The 18,697-nt window shown below is 38.8% G+C and carries 17 protein-coding genes; 12 read left to right on the top strand and 5 right to left on the bottom strand.

What is annotated here, in order from left to right; translation table 11 throughout:
• Nucleotides 1–484 precede the first annotated feature (484 nt).
• The 5 genes from ESZ39_RS02615 to ESZ39_RS02595 all read left to right on the top strand — a co-directional run bounded on the left by ESZ39_RS02615 (nucleotide 485) and on the right by ESZ39_RS02595 (nucleotide 7,377).
• Complete coding sequence (locus tag ESZ39_RS02615; protein WP_146878239.1) at nucleotides 485–3,037, top strand: TonB-dependent receptor plug domain-containing protein; 2,553 nt, start codon at nucleotides 485–487, stop codon at nucleotides 3,035–3,037.
• 1,117 nt (nucleotides 3,038–4,154) lie between these two features.
• The gene (locus tag ESZ39_RS02610; protein WP_146878238.1) at nucleotides 4,155–4,331 is read left to right on the top strand and encodes a DUF1328 domain-containing protein; all 177 of its coding nucleotides are present in this window, start codon (nucleotides 4,155–4,157) and stop codon (nucleotides 4,329–4,331) included.
• 9 nt (nucleotides 4,332–4,340) lie between these two features.
• Entirely contained in the window at nucleotides 4,341–4,763 is a 423-nt protein-coding gene (locus ESZ39_RS02605; protein WP_146878237.1) for a hypothetical protein, read from the top strand.
• A gap of 524 nt (nucleotides 4,764–5,287) precedes the next feature.
• Nucleotides 5,288–6,400 carry a hypothetical protein gene (locus tag ESZ39_RS02600; RefSeq protein ID WP_146878236.1) on the top strand — a complete coding sequence of 371 codons (1,113 nt, stop codon included), beginning with the start codon at nucleotides 5,288–5,290 and terminating at the stop codon, nucleotides 6,398–6,400.
• Nucleotides 6,401–6,459: 59 nt separating this feature from the next.
• Entirely contained in the window at nucleotides 6,460–7,377 is a 918-nt protein-coding gene (locus tag ESZ39_RS02595) for a surface lipoprotein assembly modifier (protein ID WP_191321688.1), read from the top strand.
• Here ESZ39_RS02595 and ESZ39_RS02590 read toward each other — a convergent pair.
• Complete coding sequence (locus ESZ39_RS02590) at nucleotides 7,374–8,729, bottom strand: S8 family serine peptidase (RefSeq protein ID WP_146878234.1); 1,356 nt, start codon at nucleotides 8,727–8,729, stop codon at nucleotides 7,374–7,376. The two genes, ESZ39_RS02595 and ESZ39_RS02590, sit on opposite strands and share 4 nt — an antisense overlap.
• A gap of 121 nt (nucleotides 8,730–8,850) precedes the next feature.
• Here ESZ39_RS02590 and ESZ39_RS02585 point away from each other — a divergent pair, with 121 nt between their 5' ends.
• The 3 genes from ESZ39_RS02585 to ESZ39_RS02575 are packed head-to-tail and all read left to right on the top strand — an operon-like array spanning nucleotide 8,851 to nucleotide 10,642.
• Complete coding sequence (locus ESZ39_RS02585; protein ID WP_146878233.1) at nucleotides 8,851–9,351, top strand: RNA polymerase sigma factor; 501 nt, start codon at nucleotides 8,851–8,853, stop codon at nucleotides 9,349–9,351.
• On the top strand, nucleotides 9,348–10,100 hold the full coding sequence (locus ESZ39_RS02580) for a hypothetical protein (protein ID WP_146878232.1): 753 nt from the start codon (nucleotides 9,348–9,350) through the stop codon (nucleotides 10,098–10,100). The genes ESZ39_RS02585 and ESZ39_RS02580 overlap by 4 nt, the downstream gene beginning before the upstream one ends.
• A gap of 11 nt (nucleotides 10,101–10,111) precedes the next feature.
• Nucleotides 10,112–10,642 (top strand): CC0125/CC1285 family lipoprotein, encoded by a 531-nt coding sequence (locus tag ESZ39_RS02575; protein ID WP_146878231.1) that lies wholly within the window; start codon nucleotides 10,112–10,114, stop codon nucleotides 10,640–10,642.
• Nucleotides 10,643–10,828: 186 nt separating this feature from the next.
• On the opposite strand, the gene katG is transcribed toward ESZ39_RS02575, so the two are convergent.
• The 4 genes from katG to ESZ39_RS02560 all read right to left on the bottom strand — a co-directional run bounded on the left by katG (nucleotide 10,829) and on the right by ESZ39_RS02560 (nucleotide 15,151).
• Entirely contained in the window at nucleotides 10,829–13,003 is a 2,175-nt protein-coding gene (gene katG / locus ESZ39_RS02570; protein WP_146878230.1) for a catalase/peroxidase HPI, read from the bottom strand.
• A 432-nt stretch (nucleotides 13,004–13,435) separates the two neighbouring features.
• Nucleotides 13,436–13,585: an entericidin A/B family lipoprotein gene (locus ESZ39_RS02565; protein WP_146878229.1), complete on the bottom strand. Its 150-nt coding sequence runs from the start codon at nucleotides 13,583–13,585 to the stop codon at nucleotides 13,436–13,438.
• A 568-nt stretch (nucleotides 13,586–14,153) separates the two neighbouring features.
• Complete coding sequence (locus ESZ39_RS17685; protein ID WP_191321687.1) at nucleotides 14,154–14,294, bottom strand: hypothetical protein; 141 nt, start codon at nucleotides 14,292–14,294, stop codon at nucleotides 14,154–14,156.
• Nucleotides 14,295–14,839: 545 nt separating this feature from the next.
• Nucleotides 14,840–15,151 carry a hypothetical protein gene (locus tag ESZ39_RS02560; RefSeq protein WP_146878228.1) on the bottom strand — a complete coding sequence of 104 codons (312 nt, stop codon included), beginning with the start codon at nucleotides 15,149–15,151 and terminating at the stop codon, nucleotides 14,840–14,842.
• Between the two features lie 195 nt (nucleotides 15,152–15,346).
• On the opposite strand from ESZ39_RS02560, the gene ESZ39_RS02555 reads away from it, so the two are divergent.
• From ESZ39_RS02555 to ESZ39_RS02540, 4 genes are all read left to right on the top strand, one after another.
• The gene (locus tag ESZ39_RS02555; RefSeq protein WP_146878227.1) at nucleotides 15,347–16,123 is read left to right on the top strand and encodes a SapC family protein; all 777 of its coding nucleotides are present in this window, start codon (nucleotides 15,347–15,349) and stop codon (nucleotides 16,121–16,123) included.
• Nucleotides 16,124–16,412: 289 nt separating this feature from the next.
• The gene (locus ESZ39_RS02550; protein ID WP_223270206.1) at nucleotides 16,413–17,039 is read left to right on the top strand and encodes a YjaG family protein; all 627 of its coding nucleotides are present in this window, start codon (nucleotides 16,413–16,415) and stop codon (nucleotides 17,037–17,039) included.
• A 192-nt stretch (nucleotides 17,040–17,231) separates the two neighbouring features.
• Entirely contained in the window at nucleotides 17,232–17,528 is a 297-nt protein-coding gene (locus ESZ39_RS02545) for a hypothetical protein (RefSeq protein WP_146878226.1), read from the top strand.
• A 137-nt stretch (nucleotides 17,529–17,665) separates the two neighbouring features.
• Nucleotides 17,666–18,628: an adenosylmethionine decarboxylase gene (locus tag ESZ39_RS02540; RefSeq protein WP_191321686.1), complete on the top strand. Its 963-nt coding sequence runs from the start codon at nucleotides 17,666–17,668 to the stop codon at nucleotides 18,626–18,628.
• Nucleotides 18,629–18,697: the final 69 nt, after the last annotated feature.

The following is an 18,697-nucleotide window of genomic DNA, read 5'->3' as shown; positions in this document are numbered from 1 at the left end:
TAATTTTGATAATGATTAATAAGTTTATTTTAGCAGCCAATAATCCAGGTGTTAATTCGCTCTAACGGTGGGTTATAAACATGTTGTAAGGGTTAGTTAGATGCGTAAGTTACTGTAAATTTTAATAGTTATCTTGAGTGATATAGTGCTAAAAAACAACACCAAAAAAAGACTTTCTGATGGATGAAATTAGCCGCATAAATAAAGTGAACTTATGCGATGAGTTGTGCTATCTTTACGACCAACGGCATTAAAAAAGAAAAAATAGTCTTAGTCAAGACTGTAAACCATTAGTAGCGCATCCAGGGACGATAGGTTGGAAGCGCTCTTGATGGTTTTTTTGTGCCCAAAATTAATAATTTATTTTACGAAAATGGGGAGTGAAGAAAAACAAAAGTAGAAAACAATAAATAGAAAATAAGAACAAAAAAACACATAAAAATATAATTATAAAAATACATAATAAAATACTAGAGGAATCAACATGTCATCAACATTTAAAATAGCCACCTTAGCTTTAGCGGTAAATATCGCTTTAGGTACTGCGCCATCATTCGCTGCTGAAAATGATGCAGATAAAGTCAAAAAAGAAAACATTGAACGTATCGCTGTTGTCGGTTCTCGTGGTGCACCACGCTCAGTTGACGACTCACCAGTACCTATCGATTTAATTGGCTCAGAAGAGCTAGAAAGATCGGGTAACACCGATATGCTTGAATTGTTAAAAGGCACTGTACCTTCGTTTAACGTACAGAGTAATCCAATTTCAGATGCTGCCAGTTTAGTTAAACCCGCTAACCTTCGTGGTCTTTCATCAGACAGTACTTTAATACTGGTCAATGGTAAACGTCGTCATCGTGCCTCTGTTATTGCCTTGTTAGGCGGTGGTATTAATGATGGTGCTCAAGGCCCTGATATTTCAGTTATTCCAAGTTCTGCCCTAAAACAAGTTGAAGTTTTACGTGACGGCGCAGCAGCACAATACGGCTCAGATGCTATCGCCGGTGTCATGAACTTTGTCTTAAAGGATGATGCAGATGGTGGTTCATTAACTGTACGTCATGGTTCATATTATGAAGGTGATGGCGATAGCACTGAAGTGTCTGGTAATATTGGTATGGCATTGACTGATGATGGCTTTGCTAACATTAGTTTTCAATATAAAAATGCTGACGCGACTAGTCGAAGTGAACAACGTCCTGATGCTCAAGGTTTTATTGATGCAGGTAACACAGACGTTGAAGCGCTAACCCAAGTTTGGGGCTCTCCAGAAGTTAATGATGATATCACTATTTTTGGTAATTTCGGTTTAGATATTGGTAATGACCGTGAAATTTATATGTTTGGTAACTTCTCTGAACGTGATGTTCGTGGTGGTTTCTATTATCGTAATCCTCATAACCGTGGTGGTGTCTACTCTAATGACGACGGTGCTTCATTACTGATTGGCGATCTTGCACAAACTCAGGGAGCTGAGAGAACTTGTCAACCAGTAGCCGTTACTACCGGTAACGTACTAACTCAGCCGGATTACATTGCCAATGTCGCAAATAATGATAATTGTTTTGCCTTCAATGAACTAGCACCAGGTGGATTTACACCTAACTTTGGTGGCAACATCGTTGATACTTCACTAACGATGGGAACTCGTGGTCAGATAGACGATACTTTGTCGTATGATGTTAGTGGTTCGGTAGGTCGTAACGAATCAAGTTACGTTATCTATAACACTTTAAATGCGTCATTAGGCCCAGAAACACCGCGTGATTTTAATCCAGGTAGCCATGTTCAACTTGAAAAATTCTTTAACGTTGACTTAGTGAAAGAACTTGAAGTGGGCTTGGAATTACCATTAATTATTGCTGGTGGTTATGAATATCATCAAGAAACTTTTGAAGTAACCGCAGGTGATACTGAGTCGTTTACTGCAGGCCCATATACAGACCAAGGTTTTAGCATTGGTTCAAATGGTTTTCCTGGTTTTAAACCCTCTTCAGCGGGTTCATTTTCTCGTCAAAACTATGCGCTTTATCTTGATGTTGAAGCACAATACACTGAAAACTTTTTGATGGGCTATGCCCTACGTTTTGAAGATTACAGTACTTTTGGTAACACCACGAATTATAAAGTGACCGCACAATACAACGTGACAGATGACTTTTCATTACGTGGCTCAGTAAGTTCAGGCTTCCGTGCGCCAACGGTTGGTCAGGCTAACTACTCAAATGTACAAACCTCGCTTGATGACGGCATACTAGTTGATTCTGCGTTATTAGCGGCGTCTAACCCTGTAGCTCAGCAGTTGGGTGCAACTGAATTGTCACCTGAAGAATCAGAAAGTGTTTCATTGGGTGCGGTTTGGGAAATAGAAGGTATTCATTTCACACTTGATTATTACAATATTGAAGTTACTGATCGTGTTTCTCAGTCTGCTAAAGTTAATTTAACTTCTGAAGATAAAGTGAAATTAAAAGCGGATGGCGTACCAAACGTAGATTCAATTCAACAGGTAAGTTTCTTTACTAATGATTTTGATACCACAACTCAAGGTGTTGACTTTGTTGCTAACTATTCTACTTCATTGTTAAATGGTGATACTACTTTTGGTCTTGCTTATAACTGGAATGAAACAACAGTTGATAGATTTTCTGCCGTTACTGGTGACTTTAAAGTATCTCGTTTAGAAAATGATTTACCAAACCATCGTGCAACCTTTACTTGGTCACAAAGCTGGGACGAAGTTAGCATGTTTACGCGTGTAAACTACTACGGTCAATATCAAGGTGTTCATGCTGACTCTAGCGGATTAAGTAAAGATGCAGATGCTGCTGTAACTGTTGATCTTGAAGTTAGCTACCATATAATGGATGACTTTAAAGTAAGTGTTGGTGCTCAAAACCTACTTGACCAAGACGCAGAAGCATTAGATTTTGGTCCTGATACACCGAATAACCTTCTTGGTGGTAAATACTATGAAACCTCACCATTTGGTTTTAATGGTGGTTTCTACTACGTAAAAGCAACTTATAAGTTTTAAGTTACTCTTACTGGATGTAGTCTTGGGTAAAGTTAACTTGTAAATTATTTAAGCATAACTTTACTGAGAGACAAATATTTTAGTCAGTCGAAAATCCGAAATCAAGTGATTGATTTCGGATTTTTTATGTCTAAAAAATAACAACGTCTTTTATCTTTAGTAGCACTGAATTTATAAGCTCATTAACCACAATTCATCATTGCCATGCCTTTTTTAGATATCAGAATAATCAAGCTACTGTGTGGATTTGTCTTGAAAACGGCAGTAATACCAGTTCCATTAAGTTTGTGATCTTGTTGTGCGCAGGAAAAATAACTCAAGGTAAGGCGCTCGATTGAGCAATAGCTGGCTATTGGGAGTGAGAGCAACACAGCCTTGAGCTATTTTAACGAGTACAAGTGAGCAATAACTTAATGGGATTGGTATAATACCAAGTTGATTAATTACCTGCTCATTTTTAATGGTTAATATGAATAACTACAGTGTTATAAAATTTATAAGTAGAATAACTACTTACTGAATTTTATGCCTTATATTTACCCACTTTTCCTCATGAAAAAGGTGATCATTTAATTAATCAAATTGGCTATAAAAAGATAAAGTTCACCAGCAAAGGTGATAGCTAATAAAGCCAGAGCAATCAGCATAAAGTCATAGTAACAACTGTTTGGTTTATTCTTGCTTAAATTTATCTCATTTAGTCTGTAAATAAGCACGTTTTATAAAAACTTAGCTATTATTAAGAGATCTTATACCAGTTCCATTAAGTTTGTGATCTTGTTGTGCGCAGGAAAAATAATTCAAGGTAAGGCGCTCGATTGAGCAATAGCTGGCTATTGGGATTGAGAGCAACACAGCCTTGAGCTATTTTAACTAGTACAAGTGAGCAATAACTTAATGGGATTGGTATTAGTTATAGGCTAAGATAAAAATATATTAACTTCCGTTGAACGTTATACCGACTTAGTCTGTAAACTTTCACTTAGCTTCAAATTAGTGTTATCAAATTACATGTAGAATGAAAGATAACCATTAATTATCAGTGAATTAAGTTGTTGTTGGTATGTGAGCATTAAGTCAGTGGCAGTTTTTAATTCAAGCAACTGAGGAATATATTATGTTAAACTGGGCACTTACTTTTTTAGTTGTTGCGATTGTTGCGGCGATATTTGGTTTTAGTGGTATCGCAGGTACAGCCGCTGGTATTGCACAAACTATCTTTTTTATCTTCGTTGTGTTGTTGGTTATCTCATTAATCGCCAATGCAGTTCGTGGTAAATCACCAAAAATTTAGGGAAAATTTATGACTTTTATAAAAAAAATATCAACTTCACTTATTATCTTTGTTGCCATGTTTGGCTTAACAGCTTGTAGCGATAAAGAGGCAGAAGAAGCGGGTAAAAAAGTAGAAGAAGCCGTTAAAGATGCTGGAAAAATGACTAAAGGTGCGGGTGATAAAGTAAATGAAATGAAAGAAGATGCTGGCAAGGCTATCGACGCTGCGGGCGAAAAAGTAAATGAAATGAAAAATGACGCAGGCAAAGCTATGGAAAATGCAGGCGAAAAAGTAGAGGAAATGAAGCAAGACGCTGGCGAAAAAGTCAACGAAATGAAAGAAAGTGTCAGCAATAAATTTGGCGAAATGAAAAAAGATGCATATAACGCCATTGAAGATGCCTGTGAAAAGACAAAAGAAGGTGCAGATGCTAAAGATGACGATTGTTAGTCTATAGTATGTAAATTTTAAAAGGCCTTTATAGGCCTTTTTTTATGTTCTAAATAAGGGCATGGTAAGCTTCCCTAGTTACTCCTTAAGATATCGATAATTATACCAAGATCACTAATCATCTGAATATTTTACCTATTTAAAACAACCTACTACGGTGTTATTTATTTAACCATCATCGCTGCATGGATGCAGCTTATTAGACCATGCAGGCGCCTATTGCCCTGAACAACAAAGCTTCATTATTTCATATCATTCATCTTGATACGAAAGAGTGAAAATCGCCTGTTTTTTAGCAATAAAAAAATACGGTAGATAACGGCTGTTTGTTTGATTAAATCCTTAGCCCTTTAATGAACAAAGCTGTAAAAGCTTTGTTCAATTTAGAATGCTTTCCTTAGTACTTACCATCGTGAAAAATAATTAATTAAACTATTGTTAAATATTTTGGAATAAATATCTCAAGTCACCCGTTATCTCAGTGTCATTAACATAAATATAAACAGACATTAGAGGAAGTAAACATGACTAAGTTAAATAAAATTGCACAAGTATTGGTATTAAGTGGCATGAGTTGTTGGGTAAGTATCGTGCAAGCTGCTGATCTTGAAATTAGCCAAAGCACTAACATAAACCAACAAACTAAGTCATCTCAGCAAGTTGACTCATCTGATAATTCGGCACAAATGTCGACACAATCAGACGCTTCAGCTCAGAGCGATACCCAAGTTAAGGCGAATAGCGAAGAAGATAACGCAGCAGAGCCTTTACCAAGCGAACCAGCAGCGCAGCCGTCAAGTAACGTAGCAGATGTTGGCACAGCGCAAGCTTTTGATAACAATAGTCAGTTAATTACTAACTTATCAAATGACGCCGGAAAAAACATCAATGTTACTTCAGGTACAGCAATAAGCTTGGCTCAGTCACTTAGCCAAGTGACAAGCGCAGAGTCTCCAGCGTTAGCTGAAAGCAATACCGCTGAAAACTCTGAAACAGTGCCTGAAGAAGCTATGCCGGGTGAAGCAATGCCAACTGAAGAAGTGCTAGCATCTGAAAATGTTGCTTTGAACCCTACACTTGAAAGCGCAACCTCATTTACTAACACTTCACAAGTAACGCAGCAATTTTCTTTGCAAGAAGTAGGTAATGTTGAAAATATCACCGCATTAGATACAGCGGCAAGCTTGAGTCAGTCACTTACCCAAGTCACCAGTGCAGAATTACCCGCAAAGCCAGAAAGTGCTGTACCTGAAGCAGGGGCTAAAGACGCTATGCCAGGTGAAGCAATGCCAGGTGAAGAAGTGCCAGCACCTGAAAATGTTGCTTTGAATCCTACGCTTGATAGTGCAACGTCATTTGTTAACACTTTACAAGTAACGCAGCAACTTTCCTTACAAGAAATGGGTAACGTCGAAAACATCATCGCATTAGATGCTGCAGCAAAAACGTCGCAAGCACTTGAGCAAACAGTTAACGCTAATGTGGCAGAAGCGATCACCGCAAGTGCACAAAGTGCCATTAGTGAAAACGTAAATGGTCAAATTACTAGTGCGGTTACTGAGCAAATTAATACTGAGTTGGCGGCTGCAACCGCTGCTGAAGTGGTTAATACCTTAACAAGCGATTTAGCTTTGTAATTTTTCACATGTTAAATGTGCCAGTAGCCCTGGCACTTTTTTTATTTGAGGTAGTTAAGATGAAATATATATTAAGTGGTTTAGGCTGTGTTTTAAGTATGCATTTAATGGCGGCAACGTCAGTGCCTGTTACGGTTAATGGTGAAGTTGCTTTGGGTTTAATTAACAACTCGGCACTCAGTGTTGATGAGCTTGATGAGGTTTCTGCACAAAGTGACAGTGGCCTGCAAAAAACAGCAGCAGTTACCGGTTTGTTAAAAATTAATGATAAAGCGAAAATAAGTGCTTCATATCGCTATAATGAAAAAAATTATCATGAGTTTGACGCCTTTGATTTGGCCTTACATCAAGTGAGTCTTGATGCTAGTTATCAATGGCGTAAAAAAGATCTAGGTCTACGTTATGATGGCGCTAAGGCTAAATTAGCAGGCGATAGCTTTTTAACCTTTCACCAAGCCAGTATTTATCTAGGCACTTTTCTTCAACCACAAACATTTTTACGTACCAGTGCAAAAATTAAAAGTAAAAAATTTGCTGTGATCACCAGCCGTAACGCCGACGCTTTTGGCGCGAGTGCTGAGCTGTTCCACTTTATTAACGACGGTGACACTATGTTTATGCTCGGCGTCAGTGCTGATAAGGAAACAGCGACAGACCAGCAGTTTAATTATAATGGTTATGGGGTAAGCACTAAGCTTTCGCAAAAGTTTGAATTATTTGGTTTAGCGCAAAAAGCCGCTATAGGCTGGCGCTTTCAATCAAAAGATTATCAAGCCTATGGTAATGAGGATATGCCAAGTCAGCTTGAGTCGAAAGCAGATGAACATAGAAACATTTTTCACGCGCAATGGCAGTTAGACTTCAATAAATATCTGGCGCTGGTCAGTAATCTTGAATATGGCGATTACCGTTCACAACTTGATAGCCAAACCTACAGCCAAACCCTTTCTTCATTGTCTATTAAAGCGCAATTTTAAGGTCTAAAGACCGCGCCCACGCCATAAATAGGGTCTTTACCTTTAGGGCCCAAATCTACAGCTAAATCATTTAGCTTATCTAATAAATCCTGCTTATTTTCACCAGAGTTTAGCGCTAAACAGGCTAAGGTTGCTGTAACATATGGGGCAGCAATCGATGTCCCTGATTCCCGGCCCACACGTTGGCCACTCTGCGCGGTTAGCACATTCACCCCTAACGCTGAGTAATCGACATAATCACCTCTATTTGACCAACGATACGGCTGTTGATCTTTGTCTATCGCACTGACCGCGATAACATCTTGATAAGCCGCAGGATACATAGGCGGAGCTGCTGGGCCTTCATTACCCGCAGCAGCGATAACAATTGCACCTTTTGCGCTAGCGGCGCTTAGTACGCTATGCAAAATTTGATTGTCTGGCCCCGCTAAACTCATATTAATCACTTGCACGTTTTGTTCTAACAGCCAATTTATCCCAGCGATGATGGCCGACAGCGTAGCGCCTTGAGCATAGTCTGATTGCTGATAAAATACTTGTGCGGAATATATTTTACCCTGCGGTAACAGTGGCACCAGTTGTGTGGATTGGCCCACCAATAAACTGGCGATCACGGTACCGTGTTGCAACGAGGCAGCTAAATCATCAGGTAAAAAAGATTTTTCGGTAATATCGGCGTGTTTAAAGGCGCTATGTTTGGTATCAATCGCGCTATCAACTAGGCCAACTTTTACTGCTAATTCACAAGCAGAATTAACGCGGTTTAGTGGTGTTATTTTTTCATTGGTGATGTTGTTATAGATTAAATTTTCATCTAACCGCTGACTTGTTTGACTTTGTGCTTGATAAATATGATTTCTAGCTAAACTTAGCGTGGCTTGCGTTGAGAGTATATCGCTTAACGCTTGTTTTGAGTCTAAAGCTTTTGGCACATTAAAGCGTAGCAGAGTCATACCCAAATCAGCATAACGCGACTCGGTAATAATAAGCGCGCCGTGCTCAAGTAAGTGTTTTTTACTGCTATCGTCAGCTAATAGTAGCCATTGTCGCTGAATTGCTCGAAAACCACTTTCTACTTCAACATCAAGCCAAAGGTTGTTACCTGCGGTGGTCGTTATCGCTAAAGTGGCAGGCAAAGCGTCAAGTGGCTCAGTGCTAATGTTATCAATGTTAGGCAAATTACTTAATTCAAAGGGTGCTAACGTTGGCCTATCTAGTTGTCGAGTAATATTGCCAACAGTGCGCTCTATGGTATTAATTTGTCCTAACACAGCCCCTGTGGGTAATTGTTGGGCAGATGAAAATGTACTAAAAACAGCAATAAATATGGCGGTAAAAGCTAAGGTTTTCATGTTAATCTTGAGCCTCAAAAATAAGCGTGTAGTCAATAAAACGTTTCAAGTGAAAATAAATTTCCTGTTATGGAATAAAATTTTTTTACATACGTCTTCTTAGTACAGAGGAGTAAAAAACATGAATAATACCATTGAAAATATACTACCAATGCTAAGACGCTTTGCCTACTCATTAACCGGTAATGCCGCTGATGTAGATGATTTAGTGCAAATCACGCTAGAAAAAATACTGAAAAAAGGCGTGCCTGATGAAGTCGACGTGAATAAATGGGCCTTTAAGGTTTGTCGCAATGTTTGGATTGACGAATATCGTGCGCGTAAAGTCAGACAAAATGCAGTGCTTAAGCCTGAACTACAAGAACTACAAGAACCACAAAGCGTTAATGAACAGCAAGCATTCGACAGCAAAGAAATGCTAGCACAGGTTAATGTCGCGATGCATACTTTACCCGACGAACAACGCGCTATTTTGTCTTTAGTGGCGGTACAGGGTATGTCATACAAAGAGGTGGCGTCGTCAATGGAAATCCCTGTTGGTACTGTGATGAGTCGGTTATCAAGAGCGCGAACCGCTTTACTGGATATGATGAAGCCTAAAAGATTAGGAGCAGACGCATGAAAATAAGCGATGAAATGCTAAGTGCTTTTATAGATGCTGAACTTAGCGAAGCGGTAATGGAAGAGGTACGCTGTGCTTTAGAAAGCGATGACAATTTAGTGATGCGTTTAGCGGATTTAGCACAAGCGGATCATTGGGTGGCAAAAAATGCTGCCGTGATTGATAACACACCGATGGCTGATAATTTATTGCCGTTAGCGCAAAGCATTGATAAAAAAATAGCGCAGGATAAAAGGGTTGAAAAAACAGAGAATGTGGAGAGTTTATCCGCTTGGAAAAACCTCAATAAAATCCTACAAAAGCCTTATGCCTTAGCCGCAGGTGTTGCCATGTTATTTGGCGTAGGTACGGTAAGCTTAATGCAGTCTCAGCAAACGTCAACCTTGATTACTGTCGGGATAACACAAGTATTAGATCAGCAGCGAAGCGGCGAAATATCGTCAACAACCCAAGGGGGTAACATTACAGCTAATTTAAGTTTTACTAACCGTGCCGGCGATTACTGTCGCCAGTTTCAGCGTGTTAGCGAGCAAACGGCGAGTGTTAACATTGCCTGTAAAGAAAATGGCCAATGGCAGCTAAAAGCCAGTGAAAAAATAAAGCTAACTGAAAGCACACAAAATTACCGCGCTGCGTCTAACAAAGCGCAACTTGATAGCGCTATAGACGCGATGATCAATGGACCTGCTATGGACAGCGCTCAAGAACAACGAGCAATCACCAACAACTGGCAAATTGACCAACAATAATCGAGGTTAAAATGAAAACACTTATTACACTTATATTGATGACTTTATTAGTAACGGCTTGCGCATCTAAGCCAGAATATCGCCCGGCAAACAAAGGCTCTGTCGGCTATAGCGAGCAAAAAATAACTGACGACAGGTTTCGTGTGCAGTTTAAAAGTCTCTCTAATAGTGTCGCAGATGCCGCTGATTACGCCCTATTAAGATCAGCAGAGCTTACTCAAGCGCAAGGCTATGATTGGTTTGTGATCACCAGTAAAGAAACTTTTGTTGAGTCTGAAAAAGTTGAGCCAGCCTCATCAATAGGTTTATCGCACCAGCAGCGTGTTGAGCGTCGTTGTGGACTATTAACTTGTGAAACTTACCGCCGTCCAAGCAATGAAGTCGGTGTTGCCTTTAGTACTACTCATACTAATAGCCGCAAAGAAGTGCATAGTATTTTAGAAATTCGTTTGGGCAAAGGCGTTATGAGCAACGAGTCAAGCTACAGCGCTGCCGATGTGCTGGAAAACTTATCTAAAAAACTAGCAACAAAGGCTAATTAACCGATTGATTATGATGAGTTAAAAGCTGAGGTAAAATGTATTTTATTGCCGAAAAAATTTGAAAAGGCCTATGTAGGTTTTTTTTTGGCTGATACTTATTGAATTAAGTCACAGAGCAGTGATAAGTATCCTCGCGCCTAATTACTCAGGCACGAGGATATCATTTGCAAAGCTATGAGATAAAAATTATGCTAAATCGAAACGATCAGCATTCATCACTTTGGTCCATGCAGCAACAAAGTCGTGGACAAATTTTTCTTTGTTATCGTCCTGTGCATAAACTTCACTATAAGCACGAAGAATCGAATTCGAGCCAAAGATAAGGTCAACACGTGTTGCTGTCCATTTAACCTTATCTGTTTTACGTTCACGAATTTCATATAAATTATCGCCAACAGGCTGCCATTTATAGTCCATATTCGTTAAGTTAACAAAATAGTCGTTCGACAGCACACCTTCACGCTCGGTAAATACACCATGCTTGGTACCACCGAAATTAGTGCCAAGCATACGCATGCCACCAATAAGTACAGTCATTTCATGAGCAGCTAAACCCATTAACTGTGTGCGGTCGAGCATTAACTCTTCAGCACTAACACTATAGTCAGCTTTGAGCCAGTTGCGATAAGCGTCATGCAGAGGTTCAAGTACATCAAACGATTCCACATCGGTCATCTCGTCAGTTGCATCACCACGTCCAGCGGCAAATGGTACTGTAATATCAACACCTGCAGCTTTTGCTGACTGCTCAATACCAAGATTACCAGCGAGTACAATAACATCAGCAATACTTACGCCACTTTCGTTTGCAATACCTTCCAGTGTGGTTAGCACTTTAGCTAGACGTGTTGGCTCGTTTCCTTGCCAGTTATTTTGTGGCGCAAGGCGAATGCGAGCACCGTTAGCACCACCGCGCTTATCAGAGTCACGGAAAGTTCTAGCACTATCCCAGGCAGTGTTAACCATTTCGCTAACACTTAAATCACTAGCCGCTATTTTTTCCTTCACCGCTTCTGTATTATAATCTGTCATACCTGCAGGTACTGGGTCTTGCCAAATAAGATCTTCTTGTGGTACTTCTGAACCGATGTAACGTACTTTTGGGCCCATATCACGATGGGTCAGTTTGAACCATGCACGGGCAAAAACGTCAGAGAAATATTCAGTGTCCTTGGCAAAACGTTCTGAAATTTTAAGATAGGCGGGATCCATTTTTAATGCCATATCTGCATCAGTCATAATCGGATCTTGGCGTATACTAGCATCCTCGACATCAAGCGGTTTATCTTCTTCTTTAATGTTCACTGGTTGCCACTGCGTAGCACCGGCTGGACTCTTTTTCAGCGCCCAATCATGGTTGAGTAGCATAGAAAAATAACCATGATCCCACTGGGTAGGATGAGTAGTCCATGCGCCTTCAATACCACTGGTTACCGTATCGCGACCAATACCACGTTTAGTTTTGTTGTTCCAACCTGTGCCTTGCTCAGAAATATCAGCGGCTTCTGGTTCTCTGCCAAGTATTGAGGCATCGCCGTTACCGTGACATTTGCCCACCGTGTGACCACCTGCGGTTAGGGCAACAGTTTCTTCATCATTCATTGCCATACGTTCAAAGGTAACACGCATATCATGAGCGGTTTTTAATGGGTCAGACTTGCCGTCGACACCTTCAGGGTTAACGTAGATTAATCCCATCATGACTGCAGCCAACGGGTTTTCTAAATCGCGCTCACCAGAATAACGGCTATTTTCGCTACCACTAGGTGCGAGCCACTCTTTTTCAGCACCCCAGTAGATATCTTTTTCTGGATGCCAAATGTCTTCACGGCCAAAGCCAAAACCAAAGGTTTTCAGTCCCATAGATTCATAGGCAATAGTGCCGGCGTAAGCAATTAAATCTGCCCAGCTAAGTTGGTTACCGTATTTCTTTTTGATTGGCCAAAGTAGACGTCGTGCTTTATCTAAATTTGCGTTGTCGGGCCAAGAATTTATTGGAGTAAAACGTTGATTACCCGTAGCTGCACCGCCTCGGCCATCTGCGATACGATAAGTACCGGCTGAATGCCAAGTCATACGGATCATTAAGCCACCATAATGTCCCCAATCTGCGGGCCACCAGTCTTGACTGTCAGTCATTAGTGCGTGCATATCTTTGTTGAGTGCGGCTATGTCAAGATTTTTAACTGTTTCCTGATAATTGAAATTAGCCCCCATAGGGTTGGTTTTATTATCATGTTGATGAAGAATATCGAGATTTAGCGACTTAGGCCACCATCCCATGTTTGTCATCGAACTTTCTGTAGCACCACCGTGCATCACAGGACATTTTCCACTAGATGTTGTTTTATCTTTATTCATATTTTTTCCTTTAGTGAAGTAACAGGGATTTATCTAGGTTATAAGCCAATAGAACATCATTACCTATGGTGATCTTGTCCTATGGCAAGTATACCAATCCCATTAAGTTATTGCTCACTTGTACTAGTTAAAATAGCTCAAGGCTGTGTTGCTCTCAATCCCAATAGCCAGCTATTGCTCAATCGAGCGCCTTACCTTGAGTTATTTTTCCTGCGCACAACAAGATCACAAACTTAATGGAACTGGTATAAGCTGTTTAAAGCACCAATATTCTAAATCTTTTATTATCTATTGTTATTCAGCTAGATAGACCTACTTTAACAGCCAAAAATTTCAGTTGAAATGTGACGCTTCTACATTTGATATGATGGCTAAACGCGGATTTTCAAGTGAGCATACTCGAAGATCTAAATACCTATCTTTAGTATGGTCTTAGCCTTTTACGGCATCTTGAATGGCTTCACCAGCTTTTTCGAGATCTTTACCTGCACCATCAATGGTGGCACAAGCACCTAACGCGCTACTTAGTAGCAATACTGTTAATATTGATTTTATCTTTGGGTAGTATGTTTTAGCTGTCATTTTCCGTTCCTTTTTAGGTTATTAGCTTGTTGCGATACAGAGAATATCACGCTAAGCGCTATTTCATCTTCATGAGAGTATGGCGCAATTAAGCGCTTTCACCCTTAATATTGTTCTGGCGAGTGTGGTCAGAGCTATTATCCACAGGCGCTTTATCATTACCTTTATATCAGCTTTTATATCAGCTTTTATATCAGCTTTTTGGCTCAGTAGGCTATTAAATTTTTGTCACCTGGGCAAAAAAGTCTAGCGTTAGAATAGCAAAGGCATAAAAAGCTCATGCAGATAAAAGTAATACCAGTGCCATTAAGTTTGTGATCTTGTTGTGCGCAAGAAAAATAATTCAAGGTAAGGCGCTCGATTGAGCAATAGCTGGCTATTGGGAGTGAGAGCAACACAGCCTTGAGCTATTTTAACTAGTACAAGTGAGCAATAACTTAATGGGATTGGTATAACTACTTAGCAGCAGTGCCAAATTGCCAGAATGGCACTTGCATTGATAACACTATTTTTTAAGGGAATTAATGATTATTTAACCAAGCAGAGTATATTAGTTTAGCTGATGTTTTTAAGCGTTTTCGGTTGTTATAACGGCGATAATAAGGCGAGAAAAACAAGATAATACCGGTGATAGTAATGAGCACCAGCGCAACGGCAATGGGTAAAGTAAACCATAAGTTTGCACTGTCTTGCCAATAACTTGCATCATGTAATTGTTCTATTATGTTTGACCGACGAAAGGCGGTTTTTAAAATCTCGCCTGTTGTCGCATCGATTTGAATTTCTCAGTGTGACTTTGTCGGTATTTTGATGATGCCCTTGTTGGGGCGTACATCTAAACGGGCAATGGCTTGCTAAGAATTTATTTCCGCCTGCTTTACGGTTTTGGCAATATTATTACTCAAAACTGATGCTAGGTTGGCTAAAGGTAGCCTTTGTACTCGCTGGTTGAAGGTCTTCCACTTTTTTTTAACAGCATTCATGCAGCGATAATGAGTAAATAAATAACGCCGTAGTGGCTTGTTTTAATCAGGTGAAATGATCAGATAATTAGTGAGATCGTTTTAAGGCAGGTTAAAGCTTACATTACTAGATTACATGCTTGTCAGTCAGTTATTATTTAAGTGGTTATGTAGCAAATAATTTTTTATAATTATGCTGGTTAGTTATGGACTTAACTGAGCGTTTAAATTCACTCGGTGTTAGCGTTAACTTCTTTAAATAAAAATTATTTAGCGTTTTAAATAGTAAAGCTTAATACGCTTGATAAGCTTTGTAGTGAGGATAAACTTCTAGATAATCACACCAGGTACTAAAGTCTCGGTAGTTAAAGCGTTTGTCTGTCGTGGTTACCCAACGGGAAGTCGATCTCATGCGTAGCCAAAATTTAGCTTTATAGCCATCAATAGCAACAAAGCAGGCTAAGGACTCTTCGGTTTCGTTTTTAATTTTTACTTGGCTAAAACCAGTAGAGGATTCGCCAAAGGTGACAGTTATTTTTGGCAAAGCCCAAATGACCGGACTAATAATAAATGCCGCAGCGCAAAAGTACTTTGTAATTTTCATAGGTTAACTTGCTGTTTTTAATTGCATTTAACTCATGATTTCCATTGGATGGTTTGAGTATAAACAAAACTAACTGAAGATAATTTTAATTATACCATTGAAAGCGTTATTAGGTGTCTCCATAACTATTAGCAACTACAAAAAAGTGTCAAAAACGACAACGATTAAAAGACGCAGTAAAAAGAGAACTTATTCATGGCTAACATTACCCCGATTAAAAAAGAAACTCATCAGAATATCAAAATCGCCGCTAAGCGTGATTTATCAAATGTATCTAATCAACATATTGCACCGATCACCGCTCCTGAGTACTCTCAAGCAGCAACTAGTTATCCTATTGTATTGGTTAAAGATCAAGGTACAGAGCGCTACCGTAGTGTAGTAATGCTAGGTTTAGAAGCTGGTGAAAACTTATATCATAAAGAAGATTCTTGGAATGCGGTTTATGTTCCACAAAGTATTTCAATGGCACCATTTTCTCTAGGTTTAGACCCAGAAAAAGAAAAAACATTAACAGCTTGTGTTGATTTAGACAGTAAGTTTGTCGGCGAAGACAAAGAACATGAATTGTTTGATGCTGAAGGCAAGGACACTGAGTTTTTTCAAGGTGTACAAGATTCGCTAGGTCGTTTATACGACAACGAAGTCATGAACGAAAAATTCATTAAAGAATTACTTGATAATGACTTATTGTTAGAACTTGAACTTAATATTACTTTTGCCTCAGGTGAAAGTAAAAAACTTGTTGGCTTATATAATATTGACGATAAAAAAGTTCAAGAATTAAGTGATGATAAAGTTTTAGATTTTCATAAACGTGGTTTATTTGTGCCAATTTATGCCATGTTAGGTTCAATCGGTCAAATTAATCGCCTAGCGCAATTGCGTAACCAGAGTGAATCTACCGCTAAAGTAAATGCTATTCGCTTTTCACCAGTGACTGCTGCAGCAGAAACTGCTGCTGAGAAGTAATGGTGTCATAAGTTATAGCTAAAAAAGGACCGTTTGGTCCTTTTTTTTCGAGTGAAATTTAGCTTTTTCAGTCAAGAATCTTTCTCGACTGACACAAATTTGTATCTTTGTGATGAAAATACTGAATGAAAGCCAAAACTTAAATAACAAGTTAACGCCTTGAAGATAAATTAACTCATTGTCGCTTAGGCTTTGATTATGCGCAGAAGCAGTTAACAAAACTCAGTAAATAAACTGCTAATTTCGTTGGGATCCTTATATACTAACCACTAACTTTTGAGCATTAAAAATGAGATTTTACGTGGCGATTAACCTACCTTTTAGCAAATTAAGTCAATGGCAGCAGGTGGCATTTAATGCTGCATTACTTGAGCGCATGTTACCTAATTATCAAATGTTTGCTGAACATGCTGAATTTGGTGACTTTAAGGTCTTGAGAAATCAACTTGATCTTATTTGGCAATGGTTAGATAAAGCTAACCGTTGCAAAATTAATTATGATGCTCAAATTGCTAAACTTGAAGAGCAAGTACCTGATCCTGATGACTTTGACTTTTTAGGTGTTTTTCCAGCCTTAGATAGTGCTATGGCATTAATGTCGTTATTTCAAGGCATGCAAGACCTAGAAAGCGATAGCTTGAGCAATATTAGTAAATTGTCAGAAAATAGTGTGAGCTATTACGTTGAGTTGAGCTTAGCTCAGCAAATTGATGAAATAACCCCTGATGAAGAAGAGATAGTGATCTCAGCGCAACAAATTGTTGAACACCCATTAATGCAGTGGGAAATAGCGACACAAAATGAGTTATTTGACTTTTTAACCACGGCTAGTGAAAACAAAGCCAGTTGTTTGCAGGCAAAAGCTATGGTGCTAGAAGAAGGCTTATCTAATTTAGGCATAGATATTAATACTTAACTTTTAGTGGTTAATTAAGCGAAATTTAAGTTGAAGTTAAGCTCAGTAACCCTATATTTTAGTTGTTTATCTCCTTGAATTAGCCCGTTGGTTTGACAGCATAATATGCTTTATAGGTTAGACTTATATAGTCAAATTTTTAGATTAAAAGCCAACTTTAACGCTAACCCGTGCGCACTGCACGGGCATATAATGCTATGGACCGTTATGTTTGCTGTTAATTATCAAAATATGACTATTATTGAACGACTGTTCTTACTTCGCTCAGTTGCCATTGTGATCCAGCTATTAACTGTCGTTTTGGTTTATTTTGTCATGTCATTACAAATAGCCTTGTTACCCTTCCCATGGGTTATTTTTGTTGAAGCTTTATTTCATATTTTTAGTATTTTAATTTTTAGGCAGCGTAATACCGGTAATACTGCCATTCTTATTAAGATTGGCGCCAGGTACTGTTTTAAGCCAATCGGCAACATCGGGCATGACTAAATTACCTTGTGCAAAAGCGGTATCGGTTATTAACGATTAAGCCGCTGAATAATTTGCATTGTTAGAGCGATCCTATATTCTGTTTTGCACTATTTTACTTGCTCACCATCAGATAAATTTTAACGAGGGATTATTTATTGTTTTTTGAAGGCTCAGAAAAAAAAGCTGAAATTATCATTGATGCAAAACAAATTTCATTATTAGATGACCTCGCTGAAGACTTTTGGCTAGCACTTGTGCAATGTTGTAATGCGCAAATATTATCGATGATTGAAAATGACGACTGTAAAGCATTTTTACTGTCAGAATCGAGTTTATTTGTTTGGCACGATCGTTTATTAATTCTCACTTGTGGCAATACCCGCTTAGTGCATTCAGTACAGTATTTTATTGACCATATTGGCTTAAATAAAATCCAGCAAATAACCTACCAAAGAAAAAATGAATATTTCGCCCATGCTCAGTTGAGCAGCTTTGGCGATGATATCGCGCTATTGGGGCAAAATGTCAAAGGTAAGGCCTATCGTTTTGGTGAATTAGACGGTCATCATAACTATATATTTCACCAAGATAATAATTTTCAAGTTAGCGCAGAAGATAAATCTTATGAATTAATCGCTTATCAAATTTGTCAGCAAGCATCTAAAAAGCTAACGACAGTGGGCTTAATTTCTGAAGAAATTAGACAGTTTTTACAACTTGATCGGCTTTTATCTGGCTTTATATTAGATGATTTTGTTTTTAAACCTTTTGGCTATTCCATTAACGCAATTAAGGGCATGCACTACTTTACTATTCATATTACTCCACAAGCGAATAGCAGTTATGTCAGTATCCAGGCGAATATTAATTTGCTTGCCCTTATACCCGACTTTTTGACTATCTTAGCGCCTAAGTCAATTGATTTATTAAGCTTTAATGAGTTTGAGTTTAGTGAGCTAACCACACAATATATGCCAAAAAATTATATTAGTAAGTCACTTTTTCAACAACAGTTAAGTAATAACTATTTAGTGTGTTTTGCAAATTATATTCAACCACAACATACCTTTAGTCAGGCTGAAGCGCTCGATCTTAAAGGCAAGCAACACGCACTTTAATGACCTGATTTTAAACGCTGAAATAATAGCAGTGGGGAAAATATAAGCACAACATTAAATAGATCAACA

The sequence above is a fragment of the Colwellia sp. C1TZA3 genome (assembly GCF_007954265.1).
GTDB lineage: Bacteria > Pseudomonadota > Gammaproteobacteria > Enterobacterales > Alteromonadaceae > Cognaticolwellia.
This window is presented reverse-complemented; position numbering and strand designations above follow the sequence as displayed.